At 52.2% G+C, this 14,528-nt stretch carries 14 protein-coding genes; 6 read left to right on the top strand and 8 right to left on the bottom strand.

Going from position 1 to position 14,528, the window contains the following annotated elements; translation table 11 throughout:
• Positions 1–122 precede the first annotated feature (122 nt).
• Positions 123–1,400 (bottom strand): hypothetical protein, encoded by a 1,278-nt coding sequence (locus tag HOL66_00070; protein MBT5242618.1) that lies wholly within the window; start codon positions 1,398–1,400, stop codon positions 123–125.
• 303 nt (positions 1,401–1,703) lie between these two features.
• Between HOL66_00070 and HOL66_00065 the strand changes: the two genes are divergently transcribed.
• The 3 genes from HOL66_00065 (at position 1,704) to HOL66_00055 (ending at position 6,458) form a co-directional block, all read left to right on the top strand.
• Positions 1,704–3,554 carry an SLC13 family permease gene (locus HOL66_00065; GenBank protein MBT5242617.1) on the top strand — a complete coding sequence of 617 codons (1,851 nt, stop codon included), beginning with the start codon at positions 1,704–1,706 and terminating at the stop codon, positions 3,552–3,554.
• Positions 3,555–3,707: 153 nt separating this feature from the next.
• Positions 3,708–4,877 (top strand): phosphoserine transaminase, encoded by a 1,170-nt coding sequence (locus HOL66_00060; GenBank protein ID MBT5242616.1) that lies wholly within the window; start codon positions 3,708–3,710, stop codon positions 4,875–4,877.
• 3 nt (positions 4,878–4,880) lie between these two features.
• Positions 4,881–6,458 carry a phosphoglycerate dehydrogenase gene (locus tag HOL66_00055; GenBank protein MBT5242615.1) on the top strand — a complete coding sequence of 526 codons (1,578 nt, stop codon included), beginning with the start codon at positions 4,881–4,883 and terminating at the stop codon, positions 6,456–6,458.
• 11 nt (positions 6,459–6,469) lie between these two features.
• Here the strand turns inward: HOL66_00055 and HOL66_00050 are convergent, their stop codons facing one another.
• Positions 6,470–6,961, bottom strand: coding sequence for a hypothetical protein (locus HOL66_00050; GenBank protein MBT5242614.1), 492 nt, complete (start codon positions 6,959–6,961; stop codon positions 6,470–6,472).
• Positions 6,962–7,168: 207 nt separating this feature from the next.
• Here HOL66_00050 and HOL66_00045 point away from each other — a divergent pair, with 207 nt between their 5' ends.
• The 3 genes from HOL66_00045 to HOL66_00035 all read left to right on the top strand — a co-directional run bounded on the left by HOL66_00045 (position 7,169) and on the right by HOL66_00035 (position 9,747).
• A complete protein-coding gene (locus tag HOL66_00045) occupies positions 7,169–7,603 on the top strand; it encodes a hypothetical protein (GenBank protein MBT5242613.1) in 435 nt (144 codons plus the stop codon).
• A gap of 84 nt (positions 7,604–7,687) precedes the next feature.
• Positions 7,688–8,611 carry a homocysteine S-methyltransferase family protein gene (locus tag HOL66_00040; protein ID MBT5242612.1) on the top strand — a complete coding sequence of 308 codons (924 nt, stop codon included), beginning with the start codon at positions 7,688–7,690 and terminating at the stop codon, positions 8,609–8,611.
• Positions 8,611–9,747, top strand: coding sequence for a DSD1 family PLP-dependent enzyme (locus HOL66_00035; protein ID MBT5242611.1), 1,137 nt, complete (start codon positions 8,611–8,613; stop codon positions 9,745–9,747). Before HOL66_00040 ends, HOL66_00035 begins: the two co-directional genes overlap by 1 nt.
• Here HOL66_00035 and HOL66_00030 read toward each other — a convergent pair.
• The 6 genes from HOL66_00030 to HOL66_00005 form a co-directional block, all read right to left on the bottom strand.
• The gene (locus HOL66_00030) at positions 9,744–10,307 is read right to left on the bottom strand and encodes a hypothetical protein (GenBank protein ID MBT5242610.1); all 564 of its coding nucleotides are present in this window, start codon (positions 10,305–10,307) and stop codon (positions 9,744–9,746) included. The two genes, HOL66_00035 and HOL66_00030, sit on opposite strands and share 4 nt — an antisense overlap.
• 72 nt (positions 10,308–10,379) lie before the next feature.
• Positions 10,380–11,135: an enoyl-CoA hydratase/isomerase family protein gene (locus HOL66_00025; protein MBT5242609.1), complete on the bottom strand. Its 756-nt coding sequence runs from the start codon at positions 11,133–11,135 to the stop codon at positions 10,380–10,382.
• 14 nt (positions 11,136–11,149) lie between these two features.
• Complete coding sequence (locus HOL66_00020; protein ID MBT5242608.1) at positions 11,150–12,439, bottom strand: phenylacetate--CoA ligase family protein; 1,290 nt, start codon at positions 12,437–12,439, stop codon at positions 11,150–11,152.
• Positions 12,439–13,302 (bottom strand): acyl-CoA dehydrogenase, encoded by an 864-nt coding sequence (locus HOL66_00015; GenBank protein MBT5242607.1) that lies wholly within the window; start codon positions 13,300–13,302, stop codon positions 12,439–12,441. The genes HOL66_00020 and HOL66_00015 overlap by 1 nt, the downstream gene beginning before the upstream one ends.
• A 61-nt stretch (positions 13,303–13,363) precedes the next feature.
• Positions 13,364–13,855 carry a hypothetical protein gene (locus HOL66_00010; protein MBT5242606.1) on the bottom strand — a complete coding sequence of 164 codons (492 nt, stop codon included), beginning with the start codon at positions 13,853–13,855 and terminating at the stop codon, positions 13,364–13,366.
• The gene (locus HOL66_00005; GenBank protein ID MBT5242605.1) at positions 13,855–14,322 is read right to left on the bottom strand and encodes a hypothetical protein; all 468 of its coding nucleotides are present in this window, start codon (positions 14,320–14,322) and stop codon (positions 13,855–13,857) included. The genes HOL66_00010 and HOL66_00005 overlap by 1 nt, the downstream gene beginning before the upstream one ends.
• Between the last annotated feature and the right edge of the window lie 206 nt (positions 14,323–14,528).

Below are 14,528 nucleotides of genomic sequence, written 5' to 3'. Positions count from 1 at the left end.
TGCTTAAAAATTTGGCGCTCCTGGCGAGCGAAAATATGCAGGTGTGAGAGGGGCTCTATAAAATTAGGACGCTAACGGTTTTCAGTAATTCCGAATTATCTCATTTAAAATGAGATAACTGGCTACTTCTTTTGTCTTTTTGTGGACGTCAGTATCTCTGTCTTTTGCTCATTCAGAACATGATCATAATGAGTATTAATCATTTCTGTCGATGTCCCCACATTTCTAGCGAGATCATCAATGGAGACATCACCGTACAACAGCCTGAAAGTTATATACGTATGCCTGACGGAGTAGGGGACGAATGGATTGCCAAACACATCCGTCTTCATCTTCATTTTCTTCAGAACTCTATTCAGCTTTAAACGAGGGGAGGGGGCTTTCCCTCCTTCTTCCGTATTAAACAAATAGTCTTCATCGCTTGTATGAAGGGAGTGCTCTTTCAGGTCGCTTAAGAATTTGATACAGGCTGGCTGGCACACATTCTGACGGGCTCCAGTTTTTGTATTTTTTGGGACATTGAATTTTACATTTTGCTCCCCACCAAACTTGTAATGCTCAACATGCTTCCATTTAAGCAGCAGCAATTCATGTGGTCGCAAACCAGAATAAATGCCAACACGCATGAAGTTGACCAGCATACGCCGACCATATAAATGACTGCTGTTCAGTTTTGGGTTTCTAGCCCAAAATTCCTTTATGTCCTCATTCCTTTTGGGCAGATATTCATCGTCGAAATAATCATTGAGCCGATTATATTCCGCCATCGTAAATGCAGGCCTGATGCTATCATCCTCTTCCGTTGACGCTAACTCAGGCACGCTAATTTCAGGCATTTTGTGTAAAAGGTCTTGTTCAACTGCCCATTTCAGAATCTGCTTAAGGCATTGGCGTTCTTGTTTAACGGTTGAAAGCTTGGGAACATTGCCAACAAAACATGATTCAGTTTTTGAGCCTTCGCCTGTAACCCAATAATCAAGTCGCCAATCCCAAAATTTGGTAACCAGTCCAGGTTTTATGTCTGTGATGTTTGTTTTTCCAAAGTACGGCAGCAGATATAGGTCGTATGCCTTTCTAATTGTCTCCATGCGGCCCTTGTTTTTACGGATGCCAACAGTGGCTTTCCACATTTCATACAATTTTGCGAGTTTTAGCGTTTCCAGCGGGATGTCGTTTTTATATTTGTAACGCAGGTCATCAAGAATATCCTCAGCCGCCATTGCTGCTTCCGCATAGTTCACAGTCTTCATGCTGCGAGAGAGGTATCGTTGTGATGCTGTTGGGTAAGAGCCAGGTTTTTTTATTCTGGCGTGCCACACTGGCTTTTGCGCACCCACCCGATTAAACAGGAGGATGGCTCCGTCGCGTAGCTGATGGGAATTTTTATAGTTTTTGCTCATTTCAATCCGACAAAATTAGCCCATTTTTGTGAACTATTTGTGAACTTACTGTGAAACGTATAAAACAGAAATTCAACTAAAACAATGTTTTGTGAACTTTTTGTGAACTGTTATTTTGAGCTAAAATATCGTTAAGTAGTTGATAATATTGAATAATTTATGGCGATCGGCAGTGCTACCATTAGACGATTCCCCACCTGTTGAATGGTGTGGCGCGCTTCATATCATAACAAATTGCGCTTGTGTAGCGGCATTTTTCTCGAAGGTCATTGCGGCTGTGCTCTGGGCCTGTAGTATTATGATATGAGCGCTGAAATCCTGAACCAGTCGGACAACGTTTTTCAGATGTGGGCGACTTTTGCCCTGATTATCGGGGCGCTGGTCCTGTACGTTTCGGAAAAGCTGTCAATCGAGGTTACATCCATCGGCGTTATCTGCATGATGATCGCCTTCTTTCAAGGGTTCCCGGTGGTCTCCCCTGATGGTTTCAACACGCTCAGCGCCGAACGCCTGTTGCGGGGATTCGCCAACCCGGCCCTGATTACCGTCCTTGCCCTGCTGGTTGTTGGTCAGGGCATGGTCAGGACCGGTGTGCTCGACAAGGTCTCCCGGATGGTGCTCGACCTTGGCGCCGGCAAAGAATGGTTGTCGGTGACCATCGTTATGGCCGTGGTCCTCATTATCAGCGCCTTTTTGAACAACATTCCCGTCGTTCTTATTTTTATCCCGGTCATGCAGGTTTTATCTGACAGATTTGACCGCCCCACCTCGAAGGTGATGATGGGTTTAAGCTACGCCGCCGTGCTTGGTGGCATGACAACGCTGATTGGTTCGGGCACCAATCTTCTGGTTTCCAGCGCCCTTTTGGAAATGGGTGAAGAAGGCTTCGGCTTTTTTGATTTCTCCGTGCCGGGGATCGTGTTGGCCGCTGCCGGACTGGTTTACATCCTGTTTGTCCTGCCCTCGCAGCTTCCGGACAGAACCTCCCTCGCGCACCGCATCATGACCCGCTCGCCGCGTCACTTCATGACCCAAATCTCCGTCGCGCCGGGTTCTCGGCTTATCGGCGCCATGGTGGTTGGCGGTGTGATCAATAAATTGGCCGATGTCAGGGTCCGAATGATCGTGCGCGGCGAAAAAATCCTGACGCCGCCTTTCCATGAGGAGCTTATCGAGGAGGGCGATAGTGTCACCGTTGCGGCCTCCCGCCAGGCATTATCCGACGCCCTGAACGACGATCCGGGATTTCTTCTGGCCGCGGCAGGTGAGCCCGGCGGCGAGGATGCCCTGCGCCAGGGCGAACGGGTGATGGCCGAAGTCATGGTCGCACCGGCTTCATCAATGATCGGGCTCAGGCTCAGACAAACCGGTTTTCAGTTACGGACCCGTTGTTTTGTGCTGGGCGTCCAGCGGCGCTCGCAAATGATCAGATCACGCCTCGCCGATACGGTGCTGGCCGCCGGTGATGTGTTGTTGGTGCAAGGCGAACCCGGTGATATCGAAGCCTTACGCGCTGATCGCAATGTCGTCCTGATGGAATGGTCGACCGAAGAAATGGCCGTCGTCCATCATGCCAAGCGGGCCGCCTTGATTTTCTTCGGCATTGTTTTCTTTGCCGCGACGGGCTTGCTACCAGTTGTTGCCGCCGCACTGATGGGTGCTGTGATCATGGTGTTGTCGGGGGCGCTTAATTTGCAACAGGCTTCGCGGGCCCTGGATTCGAAAATCCTGACGATGATCCCGGCGGCCCTGGCCATGGGGGCGGCGATGCAGGAAACTGGTGGCGCGCAATATCTGGCGCAGAGTCTGATGACGACTTTGAACGGCGCCAGCCCGGCTGTCATCCTGTCGGTGTTCTTTGCTTTTACCGCCATCATGGCCAACATCATCAGCGCCAAGGCGACGGCCGTACTGTTTACGCCAATTGCCATCGGAGTGGCCCGTGAAGCCGGTATCGACCCACAGATATTCGCCATAGCGGTGGTCTTCGCCGCCAACTGCGCCATCGCCACACCGATTGGTTATCAGACGTCCATATTGGTGATGGGACCGGGGCATTACCGATTCGGTGACTATTTCCGCGCCGGGGCGCCCTTGATTGTCCTGCTATGGATCGTCTTCTCCCTGTTCGCCCCTTGGTATTACGGGCTTTAGACGCACATATACGGGCTTATTCACGTCCTCATTCGAGACGTTTGAAGACGATAAGACCTTTCTGTTGACGCAGTGCAGCATTACTCCTATAAGCGCTGTGGGCCAGCGTTCCCCAACGAACGTCAGCTCTTCTGTAAGGAAGGGAGATACATTATGAATCCGCAACAGAAGCCGGACATGCGTCCGGCAAATCCCAATTTTTCGACTGGCCCTTGTGCCAAACGTCCCGGATGGTCCGTTGACGTTCTTCGTGATGCCCTGACCGGGCGTTCGCATCGCTCTGGCCCGTGTAAAGAGCGCCTGGCCGAAGTGCTTGATCGCACCCGCGCCGTTCTTAAATTACCCGATGACTACCGCGTTGGTATCGTTCCGGGCTCCGACACCGGGGCGCTGGAAATGTCGTTGTGGTCCCTGCTGGGGGCGCGCGGCATCGACATGCTGGCCTGGGAAAGTTTTGGCACCGACTGGGCGAACGATGTCACCGGACAATTGAAGCTTGAGGACGTTCGGGTCCTGAAAGCCCCCTACGGCCAAATCGCCGAGCTTGCCGACGTGGACTTCGATCACGACGTGGTCTTCACCTGGAACGGCACCACCTCTGGCGTCTGTGTTCCTGATGGTGAGTGGATCGCAAGCGACCGGGCGGGCCTGACCATTTGTGACGCGACCTCCGCCGTCTTCGCTTATGATCTTCCCTGGGACAAACTCGATATCACGACTTTTTCCTGGCAGAAGGTGATGGGCGGGGAGGGTGCCCATGGCATCCTGATCCTGAGCCCCCGCGCCGTCGAGCGGCTGGAAAGCTACACCCCGCTCTGGCCGCTGCCAAAAGTCTTTCGTTTGACCAAGGGCGGCAAGCTGATTGAGGGTATTTTCAAGGGGGCGACCATTAACACCCCCTCGATGATCGTTGTCGAAGACGCCATCGACTCCCTGAAATGGATTGATAGCATCGGTGGCGTCGATGGCACTGTCGGCCGCTCACAGGCCAACTTCGCGGCTATCGATAAATGGGTTGGGCGGACACCGTGGATCGACTATGTGGCCACGGACCCGGCGGTTCGTTCGCGGACCTCTGTCTGTTTGATGATCGTCGCCGACTGGTTTCAGGGATTGGACGCCGAAGGCCAGTCCAGTGCCGCCAAGGCGATGACCAAACTACTTGAAGGCGAAGCTGCGGCCAATGACATCAACAGCTATCCGGCGGCTCCACCGGGTTTGCGCATCTGGGCCGGATCGACGGTCGAAACCGCAGACCTTGAAAAATTAATGCCATGGCTTGACTGGGCTTACGCCACCGTTAAAGCCGAAATGGAGTCCTGAGATATGCCTAAAGTTTTGATATCCGATAAAATGAGCCCGCTCGCCGCCGAGATTTTTGCCAACCGCGGCGTTGACGTTGACGTTAAGCCGGGCATGAGCCCCGAAGAGCTGATTGCCTGCATTGGTGACTATGATGGCCTGGCCGTTCGTTCGGCGACAAAGGCGACGGCGGCAGTTCTGGCGGCGGCTGAAAACCTGAAAGTTATCGGTCGCGCCGGTATTGGTGTCGATAACATCGATGTGGCTGCGGCGACGGCGGCCGGTGTCTGCGTCATGAACACGCCGTTTGGTAATTCCATTACCACGGCCGAGCACGCCATCGCCATGATTACGGCGCTGTCACGTCAAATTCCTCATGCCAATGCCTCGACCCACGCCGGAAAGTGGGAAAAGTCCAAATTCATGGGCGTCGAGATCATGGGCAAGATTCTTGGAATTATTGGTTGCGGTAATATTGGTGCGGTTGTCGCCGACCGGGCCCAGGGACTGAAAATGCGGGTTATCGCTTTCGATCCCTACCTGTCGCCGGAACGGGCAGCCGAGCTTGGCGTCGAAAAGGTCGAACTGGATGACCTGTTTGCCCGCGCCGACTTTATCTCGCTGCACACGCCGTTGACAGATACCACCCGCGATATCATCAACGCCGACGCCATCGACAAAATGAAACCGGGTGTGCGTATCATTAATTGCGCCCGTGGCGGATTGATTGTTGAAGAAGATCTAAAAGCCGGATTGGAAAATGGCAAGGTCGCCGCCGCAGGTCTTGATGTCTTTGCCGAAGAACCGGCCAGGGACAATCCTTTGTTCGGCATGGAAAATGTCGTGGCAACGCCGCACCTGGGTGCTTCTACGACGGAAGCCCAGGAAAAAGTCGCGCTGCAGGTTGCAGAACAAATGGCTGATTACCTGGTTTCCGGTGCTGTTACCAATGCCCTGAACATGCCTTCTGTTACAGCCGAAGAAGCACCGCGGCTGAAACCTTATATGCAACTCGCCGAACAGCTGGGCAGCTTTGCCGGACAGCTTACCGAAAGCGGCCTTGAAGGCGTCACCCTGGAGTACGAGGGGCACGTTGCCGAATTAAACACACGGCCGCTGACCGCTATTGTTTTACAAGGACTGCTGTCGCCCCTGATGGAATCGGTCAATATGGTCAACGCACCGGTGATTGCCAAGGAACGCGACATCGACGTCACCGAAATCAAGCATGAACGGGCCAGTGCCTATCAGACATTGATCAAACTGACGGTGAAAACCGAAAACCAGAGTCGTTCGGTGGCAGGGACCCTGTTTGCCGGAGCCCATCCGCGTATTGTCGAGATCAAGGGAATTCCCATGGATGCTGAACTGGGGTCAAACATGTTGTTTATCACCAACAAGGACACGCCGGGCTTTATCGGCTCGCTGGGCACGACTTTGGGTGATGCCGGGATCAACATCGCGACCTTCCATTTGGGACGGGCAGAGGCTGGCGGCGACGCCATTGCGCTGATCGAAGTTGACGGCGAACCTGCGGGTCAGGTGATGGATGATATCTGCAAGCTTGAACAGGTTGTCCAGGTCAAAGCCCTGACTTTCTAGTTCAGTCTGTTTTACGGCTGATTGTTAAAACCGTTCAACGTGCGCAGGACTCCGACGGAGGTATCGGGCAGGTTTGGCAATTCCTCAATGCACTCGGCAGAGGTATAGGAAGCCGCCTCAAGGCACTTCTTCATGCTGTCCATGGCAATGACGTGACGGTTTGGCGGCGACCGGCTGATCACCAAATAGGCGGGGCCGAAATCCTTTCCCTTAAGCAGGGGGGCGGTGACATTAATAAACGGCCTGGCCGACCAATCGGGTGTCCGCAAGACGCCGATGGAGCTGTCTGGCAAACGCGGCTGCCGGGTGACGCACTTGGCTTTGCTAAATTCCGCCGCCCGCAAGCATTCTTCCATGCTGTTCATGGCAATGACGTGGCGATTAGGCGGTGAGCGCATGATTTCCAGAAAAACGCTGCCGGAGCGCTCATCTGCGGATGCACTCCCCAATGCGACCAACGCACAAGCGACACCTAAAAGCGCTGTAAATAAAAGCTGTCTCATTAATTCTACCGGCCCAAAAGTGGCAAGCACCCAAACATCAAGGCGGCATTCTGACATCTACGTATGAAGTTGTCACCAGACATAAGAAATTAACCCTAGTTATTTGGATTCATTAATAAATTTCATGTGCTTATTAACATTTTGGCAACAGTTTGCAACGTAACGTCAGTCGTTAGTGCAATATGGATGTTCCTGGGAAGTCCTGAAATGTTACGCGTTGTCGTACTCATGCTGCTGTTCGTCGCCATTCCTGGTGGCACCTATTCGGATGAACTCTCGTCCGAAAACGATCCCTTTTATGCGGGCATATCGGTCAACAAAGATACCATGTTCAAGAATTGGGGTGTCGGCGCTTTAAGTTGTGGCAATTTTGTGGAGGCGCGGGAATTTCCAGATTCCCCCATCGGTCCCTACGACGCCACTTTCCGCCAATGGCTGATGGGTTTCGCCACCGCTTTTAATATCAAGGATTCCTCGACCAGCGATCTGCTTGGCCGGACCAGCGTTGAGCGGGCCATGAAATGGATCGAAACTTACTGTCGTACACACGAAGATGAAGAATTCTTCGCCGCCGTCTGGCAATTCACCAAAATGGCCTATCCTTACCGGGCCAAATCGACCCTCAACATGGTCAATAAATAACCGCTTTCCTTTAAATTGATCGATTGCCGCTGCTACAGGCATCACCTAGCATAGCCGCTGTTTTCCTGGCGAGGATACAGATTGATGGCTTATGCGGAAATTGAACGCCGTCTGCAGGGCGGCGGCGTTGTTGTTCTAGATGGCGGCACCGGCACTGAACTTGAGCGCCGCGGGGTGACCATGGACCCGAAAGCCTGGTGTGGGCCAAGCTCGCTTGAAAATGCCGAATTGCTTCAAAGCATCCATGAAGATTACATCGCGGCTGGCGCGGACATTATCACGGTTAATACCTACGCTTCCTCCAGGTTGATGCTCGAGCCTGCCGGTTTCGCCGATCAATTTGAGGAGATTAACAGTACGGCAATCACTGCGGCGCTGCGGGCGCGCGAAGCAAGCGGGCGCGACGATGTCCTGATTGCCGGTTCCCTGTCACATATGTGTCCTTTTGCTGATGGTTCGTTACAACCGGCCTTGTCTGACGGCCCGTCGCAGACCCAAATGGCTGATGCTTTTGCAGAGTTGGCTATGTTGTTTCGTGATCAGGGTTGCGATTTAATTCTTTTGGAAATGATGTTTTTCCCTGAGAGGATGGGCTTTGCATTCCAGGCAGCGAAGCAGACCGGGCTGCCGGTATGGGCCGGATTTTCGGTACGGCGCGGGGAAAACGGGCAGGTTCTCAGTTATGCGCCTGATAGGGATATTCCCTTTGAGGACATTGTTCAGGTGCTTAAGGAATTTGATGTGGACGCCGCCGGTGTTATGCATTCCCCATCGGATGTGACCGGCGAGGCTATCGAAATTGTGCGCGGCGTTTTCAACGGTCCGCTCACGGCCTATCCGGATTCTGGTTATTTTGAAATGCCTCACTGGCAATTCAAGGATGTAATCACGCCTGACGAGCTGCTGCAATTCACCAACCAATGGGTAGAGAATGGTGTGCAGGTTATTGGCGGCTGTTGCGGCCTTTCACCTAAGCACATTGCTGTCTTTAAGACGCTTAAAGGATAATGGATTTGAAAATTGTTGGACTGAATGTTCCCGCCGAAGTCGGTATGGCGCTGGCGGAAGTCTCGACCCCGGCCCTGATCATCGAACTTGATGCGTTCGAGCGGAATGTAAAAACTATGGGCGCCTTCATCAAGGACAAGGGCCTTCGTCACCGCGCCCATGCCAAGACACACAAATCAGCCGATATTGCCCTGTATCAAATGCAACACGGCGGGGCCTGCGGTATTTGTTGCCAGAAGGTTTCAGAAGCGGAGGCGCTCGTTGCCGGCGGTATCGGCGATGTCCTGGTCACCAATCAGGTCGTCGACCCCAAAAAAATTGCCCGGCTTGCCCGGCTTGCGGATAAGGCCCGGGTGCTTGTTTGTATTGATGACCTGGGCAACGTTGATGATTTGTCGAAAGCCGCTACTCATCACGGTGTGACGATTGAATGCCTAGTCGAAATCGATTGTGGGGCCGGGCGCTGTGGCGTCCAGTGGGGGCAACCTGTCCTTGAGATTGCTATGAAAATTGCATCCAGTGATGGCCTGACCTTTTCCGGCATTCAGGCCTATCAGGGAGCGGCCCAGCACCTGCGTGCTTATGAGGATCGAAAAGTCGGGATCACAGCAGCCGTTAAGCAGGTTGCCGATACGATCAAGATGCTAAAGCAGGAAAATCTCGAATGCGACATCATCGGCGGCGCCGGAACCGGCTCCTATTATTTTGAAGGGACATCGGGTGTTTATAACGAGATGCAGTGTGGTTCCTACATTTTTATGGACGCGGATTATCAACGCATTAAAGACGAAGAAGGCAATTTCGTTTCGGAATTCGAGAACAGCCTGTTCATCTGGACCTCAATCATGTCCAAGGCAAAGCATGACCGAGCAATTTGTGATGCAGGGTTGAAGGCACAGAGTCTGGACTCAGGTCTGCCTGTCATTTTTGGCCGTGACGACATTGAGTATATAAAATGTTCAGATGAGCACGGTGTGATATCTGACCCGGCCAATGTTCTCAGGCTCAATGAAAAACTGAAGTTGATTCCCGGACACTGTGACCCGACCTGCAATGTTTATGACTGGTATGTGGGGGTGCGCGGCGGTGTTGTCGAATGCCTGTGGCCGGTTACGGCGCGTGGTATGGCCTTCTAGGAAGGATCAGTCGGCGAAATCAGAGAATTGATATCAACTTCTATTCCAGGATAGCGGCTGCGCAAATCGGTCAGGGCTTCGGGAACTGTCATTCCGGCGGGAATTCTCAAGCGCTGAACCCTGATACCCAGTTCCTTCATGTCCAAGGTTTCGATCACCGCGTAACCTGAACGAACGATGTCAGATGACGTTGCCGCGTTTGGATCAAAGACAATGACTTCGCTGGTTTCGTCTCCGGGTTGCGTTACATAGGGACCCAGCGGTGCCGCTTCGTAATTAACAACCATGTACAGGAAGCCAACAACGAAAAGGCTTAGCAGGGCCCACAAAGGAATATGAATTTGGTTGACTTTGTGTGGTCCGATAAAGGTAGCAAGTAACGGATGCATGAAGGCGGGCAGCTGCGCGCGAAGCCAGCTTGCCAGCCAGCCGGTCACCTGTCTGCGCTCAATTCCATTGCGACGCTCAGCGTATCGCCTCTCACTGATCGTAAGAACGACCTGTGAGGTGCGCCGGTCAGAAAATCGCCGGGTATCCTGTGCTCGAAGCAGGCCTTCCATTACAAATCCCATATCAAATTGGAATAATAACAAACTTGCCAAAAAACCCTTACCAAATCCTTACAGATGACTTTATTGGCTAAATTTTGAAATTCGTTCCGCCGTTGAAGGATCCAGGAAACCGCGTACCGTGGCGTCAGTTTCCAGTTTCATTGCCGCCTCGACATCCAGATCACAAGCCCTGTTGATAACCCGTTTTAAGTCGCTCACAGCCAGTTCGGGCAATTCGGCAATACGCGCTGCCATTGCCAGTGTTTCCTTCATAAGATCTGCCTCGGGTACGACCTTCCAGACCAAGCCCCAGTCCATGGCCTGGGCAGCATCGAAACGCTCGCCCAGTAAAATCAGTTCCTTGGCTTTTTGCAAACCGACCAGTTTTGGCAGGATCGTTGTCACCGCACCGGTGACGAAAATGCCGAGTGAAATTTCGGGGAAAAAACTGCGTGTTCCTTCGGCCATGATGGCGAAATCGCAATTGATGACCCATTCAAGGCCGCCACCGACGGCCCATCCATGGATAGCGCCCAGGACAATTTTGTTGCCCAGGACGATTTCCCGGGTGATCTCCTGGATGGACTCGATATAGGCGCGGGTTTCTTCTTCGGTTCCGACCTGGGTCTCGAATTCTTTCAAATCATCACCGGCGCAAAAGGCGCGGCCAGCACCGCTGATGACCATGACTCTGGTTTCAGGATCGGCGTTGCCTTCGCGCAAGGCGGTCAGGAAGTCTTTTAATAGTTCCGGATTGATGGCGTTCAGGCGGTCCGGTCTGTTCAGGATGATGCTGCGAACGCCGTTATCGCATTTGGAAATTACCGTATCGGTCATTTTCTGTAAGTCCTTTATTGCCGGATAACCCGGCGGGTTTTGCCTTCGGTGCGTGGCAAAACGCCCGGTTTATGCAGGATGACGTGGGCGGTGGCGCCAAGATCCCGCTTGATGGCCTGGTTGATGTTCTCGGCAAGGCCCGGTGTCGGCTCAACACCGTCGACCACTTCGACATCAAGGGGGAGCAAATCGTATGGGCCTGGACCATCAAGAATGACCCGGTATTCGCCGCTTAGTTGCTTGAAGGTGTTGATGGTTGCGGCCAGGCCGGTCGGGAAAATATTAAGGCCTCTTACAACAATCATGTCATCGCTGCGGCCAATGACCCTGAAGCGGGGGGCCGTTCTGCCACAAACGCAGGGCTTACTGACACCGGTCAGTGAAATGATATCCCCGGTTCTAAATCTGACCAGCGGTTGGCATTGCCGTTCCAGATGACTGAGCACCAATTCGCCACTGGCGCCGTCCTGCCAGTCAACAGGTTCGGATGTGTCCGGGTCGATCAGTTCGGGATACAGAACATCAAGGGCGACAAAGTGGAGGTCGTTATTGTGTTCGCACTGGGCGGCGAAGTTACAATAGACATCCGATACTCCGTAGTTGGCGTTGCGCACACCAAAGCCCCAGGTGTCCTCCAGTCGTTTGCGATAGGCTGGGTCATCCAGACCGGCCTCACCACCAAACAGGCCCAGCCTCAAGCCCAGATCACGGGGGCTCAGGCCTGGAAACTTCTCGGCGATGGTTTGTTCAAGAACTTTTGGATAGGACGGCGTGCACGAGATGGCGGTGATATTCAGTTCCTGAATGGTTCTGATCAACAGTTCACTTCCGCCAACCCCGAAAGGGATGACCATGGCTCCTGTTGCTTCAAGGGTGCAGTGATCGGTGAAACCGCCCATCCACATTTGGTAATTCAGGCAATGGACGACCCGGTCACCGGGGCCAAGCCCGGCGGCGCTTTGGGCTCGCCCGCCGATCATGGCCGTTTGGCTGGCGTCATGGACGCTTAATGCAAGGTTCATGGCCTGCCCGCTGGTTCCCGATGTTCTGTGCAGGCGGCTGACCAGATGTTCGGGGGCGGCCAAATAATTTCCAAACGGCGGATGATCCTGTTGCGATGTCCTGAGCATGGCTTTGTCGCTCAAAGGAAGTTCAGCCAAATCATCCAACTGGGTAGGCGGCGTCATTCCACGCCACAGCCCTTGATAAAAGGGTGATGACGTTTCCACATAACGTACCTGCTCAAGCCAGCGCTGCTGCTGAAGTTCTTTAAGCTCTGCCAGGGCCATAAAATCACCTGTCATCAGTTGCCTTCCTTTAGTTTCGCCGTCGCGCTCATGGCCAAGTGACCTTCCGGGGTTTCGGCCCATAAGACCAGACGATCTTCCTCGTGGGCAAGGGCGATGGTAAAGGGATTGATGTCAAAAAGCGGCGAAATCGCCCGGTAGCTGAAATCGGTGATTATTTTCCCACCTGAATGGCGACTTGCAAGATCAAGCAGCAGCGTCGCTGTCAGCGGCCCGTGGAAAACCAGGCCCGGATATCCTTCAACATCACGGCAGTAATCAACGTCATAGTGAATGCGGTGGCTGTTAAACGTCAGTGCCGAATAGCGGAACAGCAACACCGGATCGGGGGTAATGGCTTCGCGAATTTCGGCATCAGCCGGCGCAGGTGTTGGCGGAGCAGGTTCCTTTGAGGTTGAATCTTCCCTGTAAACAATGTTGTGGTCATCGGTGATGCGTAATTCGTCGCCCGCGAACAACTGGTGACGCACAGTGACGAAGCATAGCTCGCCGCTGCGGCCTGATTTGCGTTCGACCTTGTTGATGGTCGAGACCTTTTTAATGGCCTCCCCAATATAAACGGGCTTAATAAAATCGAAATGCCCACCGGCCCACATGCGTCGTGGCAGGGCGACCGGTGGAAGGAATTCCCCCAGTGCGGCGTGACCGTCGCGGCCTAAATCACCACGCGACTTGGCACCAAGGAAATAGAGCCAGTGCCAGGCGGCGGGAAGGGGGGCGCCGTCTTTGGGAATATCGACTACCTGCCCCAAAGTCGCTGCCATCATCTCCACCGGCTTTGGGGAAATCACATCGCTGTGGCTTTCACTGCGCCCGATCCATGTCTTCAGGATTTCGATGTCCAGTGTTGGTGCGCTCATGTTCCGGGCCTCCAAAATAAGAACCAAATAAGTGATAGCAGAGCTACTTTTTTGGTGAGGCTTACTTTACTTCGATGTAGATTTTTTTTCGAGTAAATGGATTAATGTGAAACACACGTTTTCGATTCTGAATAGCAAAAGAAACAATATCTGCTGTGCCGCCTAATCCCTTTGCGGGTTTGTTGTCCCAGATAGCTAATAGCATATCTGAATTAGATACCGCGTATTGGCCAGCAGCCAGGAATGCTTCTTCAGATGGTGCTGGGAATTCTAAGATTATTAATTTGGATGCGTTCTTAAGAAGTGAATTGAATTGATTGGCATCTTTTTTGTATGTGAAAGTGTTTTCGTAATTTTTACATGGAATAATGACTTCATAATTTTTTCCACAATATAATAATTGTTGTGCAAAAATCTGATCCGAACCTACTGCTAAACAAGTTACCCCTGTTTCAACAGACTCTTCATTTAGAAAAACTCTTATCTGCTCACTTACCCAATATATTGTAGCAGCATTTAATAGGTCTTGATGACCGGTTATTGCACATCGCATTAAAGCCGACCCTCATTTGTAAGGTGCCAATAGTGACGGCCTAATGGAGTAAGCTGGCAGGCTTTGTTTTGCATAGCAGCAAAATACATATGGTCAGTGCCTAAAGGCTCTAGTAATCGAGCGGCTCGAAGTTTTTGTAAGTGATTAAATACCCCTTCATTCACTTGATTCGCAGGTTCTGCTTCGGGTTCATATGATGGGTCTAAATTAAATTTATGACTTGCTGTTGGGAAGTAAGTATCGAGTTTTCTAAGAATTTCTAAAGATATTATAGGATCGTTGTTTCTTAAGCAGGAAAAACGAGAAATGTTTGTTTTAAAAATAGGCCTTTGATCCCATGCTCCTAGAGCTTCATCAACATATGCGTAGAGGCTCGCTGCGGTGACCTTTCCTAATACATCAGAGGCACCTCCTTCCAGTCCATCGCATATTAAAGAAGTAAAAATACCCTCTCCATTCCTCTCCATTGCGGATTGATGAGCTCTGCTAGCGGTAAGAATAGAAATTCCGTCGGGAAGGATAGTAGGGTTTGTTCGGTAATACCCCCATTTTCAGAGGGCCGCATAAATAGAATCGTTTAAGCGGCTATGCTTATCATAGCCAGTTTCTGTTTTGGCGTTATGCCGCCGATGGCCATGTTGGGCCGTTCGTTGTTGTATGTCCATAACCACTT

The sequence above is a fragment of the Rhodospirillaceae bacterium genome (assembly GCA_018662005.1).
Lineage (GTDB): Bacteria > Pseudomonadota > Alphaproteobacteria > Rhodospirillales > JABHCV01 > JACNJU01.
Note: the sequence above shows the minus strand (reverse complement) of the source record. Positions and strands in the feature narration are given on the sequence as shown.

Bases quoted from the DNA above. Each gene is read 5' to 3' on its own strand.
- HOL66_00070 (MBT5242618.1), bottom strand. From the start codon at position 1,400: ATGAGCAAAAACTATAAAAATTCCCATCAGCTACGCGACGGAGCCATC.
- HOL66_00065 (MBT5242617.1), top strand. From the start codon at position 1,704: ATGAGCGCTGAAATCCTGAACCAGTCGGACAACGTTTTTCAGATGTGG.
- HOL66_00060 (MBT5242616.1), top strand. From the start codon at position 3,708: ATGAATCCGCAACAGAAGCCGGACATGCGTCCGGCAAATCCCAATTTT.
- HOL66_00055 (MBT5242615.1), top strand. From the start codon at position 4,881: ATGCCTAAAGTTTTGATATCCGATAAAATGAGCCCGCTCGCCGCCGAG.
- HOL66_00050 (MBT5242614.1), bottom strand. From the start codon at position 6,961: ATGAGACAGCTTTTATTTACAGCGCTTTTAGGTGTCGCTTGTGCGTTG.
- HOL66_00045 (MBT5242613.1), top strand. From the start codon at position 7,169: ATGTTACGCGTTGTCGTACTCATGCTGCTGTTCGTCGCCATTCCTGGT.
- HOL66_00040 (MBT5242612.1), top strand. From the start codon at position 7,688: ATGGCTTATGCGGAAATTGAACGCCGTCTGCAGGGCGGCGGCGTTGTT.
- HOL66_00035 (MBT5242611.1), top strand. From the start codon at position 8,611: ATGGATTTGAAAATTGTTGGACTGAATGTTCCCGCCGAAGTCGGTATG.
- HOL66_00030 (MBT5242610.1), bottom strand. From the start codon at position 10,307: ATGGAAGGCCTGCTTCGAGCACAGGATACCCGGCGATTTTCTGACCGG.
- HOL66_00025 (MBT5242609.1), bottom strand. From the start codon at position 11,135: ATGACCGATACGGTAATTTCCAAATGCGATAACGGCGTTCGCAGCATC.
- HOL66_00020 (MBT5242608.1), bottom strand. From the start codon at position 12,439: ATGACAGGTGATTTTATGGCCCTGGCAGAGCTTAAAGAACTTCAGCAG.
- HOL66_00015 (MBT5242607.1), bottom strand. From the start codon at position 13,302: ATGAGCGCACCAACACTGGACATCGAAATCCTGAAGACATGGATCGGG.
- HOL66_00010 (MBT5242606.1), bottom strand. From the start codon at position 13,855: ATGCGATGTGCAATAACCGGTCATCAAGACCTATTAAATGCTGCTACA.
- HOL66_00005 (MBT5242605.1), bottom strand. From the start codon at position 14,322: ATGGAGAGGAATGGAGAGGGTATTTTTACTTCTTTAATATGCGATGGA.